The organism is Serratia sp. Ser99, assembly GCF_024519545.1.
Classification (GTDB): Bacteria; Pseudomonadota; Gammaproteobacteria; order Enterobacterales; family Enterobacteriaceae; genus Serratia; species Serratia liquefaciens.
In genome coordinates, this window is sequence record NZ_JALJRT010000011.1 from 172,706 (window position 1) to 178,997 (window position 6,292).

The window sequence follows — 6,292 nt, forward strand, 5'->3', positions numbered from 1 at the left end:
CGCATTTCACTTTTTCCCGCCCAGACAGTTTATACTGTGCAGAATATAAGCCTTTATTCTGTTCAGCAGGCTCCGTCGGGAGCACAAGGAATTACCACAAGCCATGTTAAGTTACCGCCACAGTTTCCACGCCGGCAACCACGCCGACGTGCTTAAGCACACCGTTCAAAGCCTGATCATCGAATCGCTGAAAGAAAAAGAGAAGCCGTTCCTGTACCTGGATACCCACTCCGGCGCAGGTCGCTATCAGCTGAGCGGTGAACACGCCGAGCGCACCGGGGAATACCTGGAAGGCATCGGTCTGCTGTGGCAACGTGATGACCTGCCGCAAGAGCTGGCAGCCTACATGAGCGTAGTGCACAACTTTAACCGCACCGAAAGGCTGCGTTACTACCCTGGCTCGCCACTGATTGCCCGTCAGCTGCTGCGTCCGCAGGATAAAATTCACCTGACCGAACTGCACCCGAGCGACTTCCCGTTGCTGCGCAGTGAGTTCCAGAAGGACGAGCGTGCCAAGGTGCAACGCGCCGATGGCTACCAGCAGTTGAAATCCCAACTGCCGCCGCTGTCGCGCCGCGGGCTGATCCTGATGGACCCGCCGTACGAAATGAAAACCGATTACCAGGACGTGGTAAAAGGCCTGCAGGAAGGCTACAAGCGCTTTGCCACCGGCACCTACGCGCTGTGGTACCCGGTGGTGATGCGCCAGCAAATCAAGCGCATGCTGAAAGACCTGGAAGCCACCGGCATCCGCAATATTCTGCAGATCGAACTGGCGGTAAGACCCGACAGCGACCAGCGCGGCATGACCGCCTCAGGCATGATTGTAATTAACCCGCCGTGGAAGCTGGAACAGCAGATGAAAAACGTGCTGCCATGGCTGCACAAAACCCTGGTGCCGTCAGGCAATGGCCACCATTTGGTGAACTGGGTAGTGCCGGAATAAGCTTCCGGGGCGCGGCCTGCCGCGCCTTTACCCCACCTATCACAGCCATTGACGCAATCTTTGCGACAAACCTGCATCAGGCGTTAAACTCTTACGCTCTTCGATTCACACAATTCATGGAAATCCCAGATGACCAAACATTACGATTATCTAGCAATTGGCGGCGGCAGCGGCGGCATCGCATCGATCAACCGGGCAGCCATGTACGGCCAGAAATGCGCACTGATTGAAGCCAAAGAACTGGGCGGCACCTGCGTAAACGTGGGTTGTGTACCGAAAAAAGTTATGTGGCATGCGGCGCAAATCGCTGAGGCCATCCACCTGTACGGCCCGGATTACGGTTTCGATACCACCGTCAACGCGTTTGACTGGAAGAAGCTGGTCGCCAACCGCACCGCTTATATCGACCGCATTCATAATTCCTACGACAACGTGCTGGGTAAAAACAAAGTCGACGTGATCAAAGGCTTCGCGCGCTTTGTCGACGCCCACACGGTGGAAGTGAACGGTGAAAAAATCACTGCCGACCATATCCTGATCGCCACCGGCGGCCGTCCAAGCCACCCTGACATTCCGGGTGCAGAATACGGCATCGATTCAGACGGTTTCTTCGATCTGGACGCCATGCCAAAACGCGTTGCGGTGGTGGGTGCTGGTTATATCGCTGTAGAAATCGCTGGCGTGCTGAACGCGCTGGGGGCTGAAACCCACCTGTTCGTGCGTAAACACGCGCCACTGCGGACTTTCGACCCGATGGTTGTCGAGACCCTGGTGGAAGTGATGAACACCGAAGGGCCAAGCCTGCACACGGAATCCGTGCCAAAAGCCATCGTCAAAAACGCCGACGGCAGCCTGACGTTGCAGTTGGAAAACGGCAAGGAATTCACCGTCGACAGCCTGGTGTGGGCGATTGGCCGCGAACCGGCAACCGATAACCTGAACCTGGCCGTTACCGGGGTGAAAACCAACGAAAAAGGCTACATCGACGTCGATAAATACCAAAACACCAACGTAAAAGGGATTTACGCCGTGGGCGATAACACCGGCGCCGTCGAGCTGACTCCGGTTGCCGTAGCCGCAGGCCGTCGCCTGTCCGAACGCCTGTTCAACAACAAGCCGGAAGAGCACCTGGATTACAGCAACATCGCCACCGTGGTGTTCAGCCACCCGCCGATCGGCACCATTGGCCTGACCGAACCGGAAGCGATTGAGAAATTCGGTGCGGACAACGTGAAAGTGTACAAATCTTCCTTCACCGCCATGTACAGCGCCGTGACGCAGCACCGTCAACCGTGCCGCATGAAGCTGGTCTGCGTGGGTAAAGAAGAGAAAATCGTCGGCCTGCACGGCATCGGTTTCGGCATGGACGAGATCCTGCAGGGCTTTGCCGTAGCCATTAAAATGGGCGCGACCAAGAAAGACTTCGACAACACCGTGGCGATCCACCCGACCGCCGCAGAAGAGTTTGTGACCATGCGCTAAGCTTGGGCACCCGCTAAAACTCAGGCCAGGTTAACCCCCTGGCCTTTTCTTTTCGTCCTCTTTACCCTTTACTTCGACACCACCCTCTATTTTCTGCCATTATTTTGCCTGATATATGGGCAAGGCTCATGCAAGCATCCGCGACTCTGGAGAACATTGATGCTGTTCAATCTGTTTAAAAACACGCTGTGGGCATTTTTTGCGCTGGCCATCCTTCAAACCAGCGCGCTAAGTTTCACCCTGGAAGTCGCGGGAAACATCGAAAACACCACCGATCCGGTAAAGAAAAGCTATCTGTTTACCGATAAACAACTGTTGGCAATGCCGGTACGCAGCATCACCACCTCTACCTCCTGGACGCCGCAAAGAAAGTTCGAAGGGATTGGCGTGGCGGACATTTTGGCGCGCGTCGGCGCCAAAGGCAGCACGCTGACATTTTATGCGCTGAACGATTATTACATCGACGTGCCGCTGTCCGATGTCGAAAAATACAACATGATTTTGGCTTACAAAATGGACGGCGTCATGCTGAAGATCAGAAACTTCGGCCCGCTGTTTTTGGTTTACCCGAGGGATGCCGCCGGGCCTGAGTTAAATTCTCCGCTCTACAACTCGCGCTTCATCTGGCAAGTGGACAGGATCGTAATTAAATGAAGCTCACAGGGTTTAAAAGCGGCAGCAGGCTGGCGATCCCGGCTATCTTTGCCGCACTGTTTCTGGTTGCCTCTACGGTGACGCTGTATTACTACAGCGCGACCCTGTCGAAAAAAGGGTTGTATGCTATCGCCGGCACGCAGGAAAATTACTCCTGGTCGATCGCCAAATTCTCGATCAAGCTGGCGGAATTCGACACGCTGGTCGAACAGTTGAAAAACGCACCGCAGGTGGATAGCGAAGATCTTCGGCTCAAATTTGAAATCCTTTATTCGCGCTTTTACGTGCTGGAAACGGTCTCCGAATCCACCCAGCCGCTGTATGCCGAACCGGGTTATCCCGAAGTCGTCACGCACATGCGCGAGAAAATGGATCAGATTGATAATTTGCTGAACAGCCCGAAAATTGATTTCTCTCTGATTTCGCAGGCGATGAAGCAAATCAAGCCCTATGCGATTGAGATGGCTAACCTGACCGATCATGCCGAAGTGAAGCAGCGCACCGCTGCCTACGAAGACTATATCGAGAAACGACACATCATTTTCTATGGTCTGGTGATCGTGATGTTTTCAGTGATCGCGCTGATCGCCATCACGCTGATTGTGCTGCGTCAGCAGCGCCTGACTATCCGCCAGCAGGCCAAGGCCATTGAGGCGGAAAAAGCCACCCGCACCAAAAATGCCTTTCTGGGCGCCATCGGCCACGAGCTACGCACCTCGCTACAGAGCATCATGTCCGCCATTGATGTGCTGGTGAATACCCAGGTGTCGGCCGAGCACGCGGACACTTTCCAAAGGCTGGAAACCGCCGCACAGCAAATTGAAAGTCAGATGAAAGACCTGACCGATTACGCCCATCTCGACAGCGGTATGATGGAACTGCGTATCGCTCCCTTCGATGCCCAGCGGCTGGTTGAAGAAACGGCGAATGAAATCAAAACGCTGCGCCAGAAAGATCAGGTCACTTTGCTGTGTGAAGTGGAATGTGGCCACTTGCAGATACATTCCGATCCGCTGCGTATTCGGCAAATTATCGTCAATCTGCTGACCAATGCGTTCAAATACACCGAAAGCGGCACCATCACGCTGCATAGTTGCTTGCGCAGCCAGGCTACCGGCAGTTCGCTGATTATTGAGGTCACCGATACCGGGATTGGTATCGAAAAGGGAATGCTGGATCAGATATTCCGGCCCTTCACCCAGCTTGATCAATCACATACCCGCCAGTATGGCGGCGTCGGCATGGGGTTGGCGATTGTGCACGGGCTGGTGACGCTGCTCAACGGCACCATTACCGTCTACAGCGAAATCAAAAAAGGCAGCACCTTTATCGTCAGCATTCCGGTAGAAGTCAGTAACGAGGAGGAGTTGGGTGAAACACCGCTCCACCAGCAAAGTTTGCCGCAGAAACAGCAGCATATCTTGGTCGTCGATGACAATAAATCGGTGAGTGACGCCTTCTCGGCGCTGCTGGACAAGCTCGGCTATCAGCATGAGCTGTGCAACTCGTCTGAAAGAGCGCTGCAAAAATTGCTGCGGCGTCCTTACGACGCGTTGCTGCTGGATCTGCAAATGCCGGGAATCGATGGGGCCGCACTGGCTAAAAAACTGCGTGACCAACGTGGCCCCAACCGCCATATCCCGATTATCGGCATCAGCGCCTACACCCCTGAGCAACTGTCTGTCGAACAGCGGGCGCTGTTCGACAACTATTTAATGAAACCGGTTCGGCTGGACGCCTTGTCATCCGCACTGGCTTCACTGCTCGCTGCTAAAGGTTGAAGCACCGCAACAGTGCGGCTTCGATAACGTGGAGCCGCACGGGTTTCTCATAGGGACCAAGCACGTCATAGTCACGCATCGCCCTGGCGATTTCAGACTCCCGCTGGTCGGTACCCAACTGACCGGTCAGCACTAAAACCGGCGCGTCTGGGTTATCCGACGCGCGGATGGTTTCAATACAGCGATCTGCCGTTTCCTGACCGATCAACCAGTCGACCACGTAACCATCGAACAGGCTTTGCTGCAGTGCCTGACAAAAGCTGCTGACGTCGTAGAATGCCACGGCATGGAAACCACGCCCGTTTAGGTATTTGGTCAGCTCATCGGCCGCCAGATGCGAATCATCGAGCACAGCAATGCTCAAACGCTCGTCTTCGACGGCGGCGGGGCGAACCTCTATCAGTTCCACACAATAGCGTTGCCCCTGCGGTGCATCATCCGCGCGATAAATGCCCCATTGCCCAGCCTGCTGCAGTGCGACATATTCCGCAGTCCGCCCGCCAATCAGCTCATGGCCGATATAACCGACGCAGGCTAATTCCACCCCGCCCACGTAAAAGATGGCATCACGTGCAATAGTTTGCGCGGAGACGTCATGTTCAGCACCGGTATCTACGATCGCAGCCGGCGTTTCCCCTAATGCCGCCGCGACGTCGTTAATCTGCTCCAGAGTCCAGGGACTTTGCCCTTTCAGCTTGCGATGCGCATGCGAAAAACTCAGATCCAGAATACGGCTGAGCTCCTTGGCATGCTGCCACTTACCAATCCCATAATGTACAAACAGTTCCCTGACCCGGTTTGCAATCGACTGTGAATCGAATTTCTGATGATTGTTATCCATTTTTTCCTTCGATTTTTTTTGCTGTTTTTTCAGTCGTTTTCATACTTGCCGTGCAAAAAAGCGATCTAAAACTGGTATATGGTACAATGTATTATCTAAACATTGCTTGACATACCACATTATATAGTCAAACATGGTATCAGAAGAGACACACAGCAACACCACAATAAAAATATAACAATAGTGAAATCGCATCACCAATAATCACAATAACACCAGGGAAAGCTCATTTCGGTTGCTGTACTGAGAGAATGTATGCAACAGACCCTCACCGAAACTTGAGCCGTAGCGCTAATCTGTTTTACCCGCATTTGAACCGAGATCCGCAAGGGTCTCGGTTTTTTCTTGCCTTATTTTTACCTTAACCCTGCAGCTCCACACCGCCGCCTGCGGGGAAACCATGCAAAAAAATAGGGCCAGCAAGCTGGCCCTGTGGGTTTAAATCCCGAAAGTGAAATTTGTTGGATCAGAACTTCCAGGTAAAACCGGCGTTGACGCTGTTGTCCTGGTAGTTTTGCGACAGCAGCCCGCCATAGCCCAGCGACAGCGTGGCGTTCTTGTTCACCGCCACTTCCGCACTGGCTTTCA

The 6,292-nt window shown here is 53.8% G+C and carries 6 protein-coding genes; 4 read left to right on the forward strand and 2 right to left on the reverse strand.

What is annotated here, in order from left to right; genetic code table 11:
• Positions 1-103: 103 nt before the first annotated feature.
• From NR114_RS20635 to NR114_RS20650, 4 genes are all read left to right on the forward strand, one after another.
• Positions 104-946: a 23S rRNA (adenine(2030)-N(6))-methyltransferase RlmJ gene (locus NR114_RS20635; protein WP_020837454.1), complete on the forward strand. Its 843-nt coding sequence runs from the start codon at positions 104-106 to the stop codon at positions 944-946.
• Between the two features lie 129 nt (positions 947-1,075).
• Positions 1,076-2,428 (forward strand): glutathione-disulfide reductase, encoded by a 1,353-nt coding sequence (gorA, locus tag NR114_RS20640; protein ID WP_046374911.1) that lies wholly within the window; start codon positions 1,076-1,078, stop codon positions 2,426-2,428.
• 159 nt (positions 2,429-2,587) lie between these two features.
• Positions 2,588-3,082, forward strand: a complete 495-nt coding sequence (locus NR114_RS20645; protein WP_020837458.1) for a molybdopterin-dependent oxidoreductase — start codon at positions 2,588-2,590, stop codon at positions 3,080-3,082.
• Complete coding sequence (locus NR114_RS20650; protein ID WP_128865304.1) at positions 3,079-4,863, forward strand: ATP-binding protein; 1,785 nt, start codon at positions 3,079-3,081, stop codon at positions 4,861-4,863. Before NR114_RS20645 ends, NR114_RS20650 begins: the two co-directional genes overlap by 4 nt.
• On the opposite strand, the gene NR114_RS20655 is transcribed toward NR114_RS20650, so the two are convergent.
• Together NR114_RS20655 and NR114_RS24320 are read right to left on the reverse strand one after the other, a co-directional pair.
• Positions 4,853-5,704 (reverse strand): helix-turn-helix domain-containing protein, encoded by an 852-nt coding sequence (locus NR114_RS20655; RefSeq protein ID WP_256824850.1) that lies wholly within the window; start codon positions 5,702-5,704, stop codon positions 4,853-4,855. The two genes, NR114_RS20650 and NR114_RS20655, sit on opposite strands and share 11 nt — an antisense overlap.
• A gap of 466 nt (positions 5,705-6,170) precedes the next feature.
• Positions 6,171-6,292: autotransporter outer membrane beta-barrel domain-containing protein (locus NR114_RS24320; RefSeq protein ID WP_372907103.1), on the reverse strand; the 122-nt coding region annotated here is incomplete at its 5' end.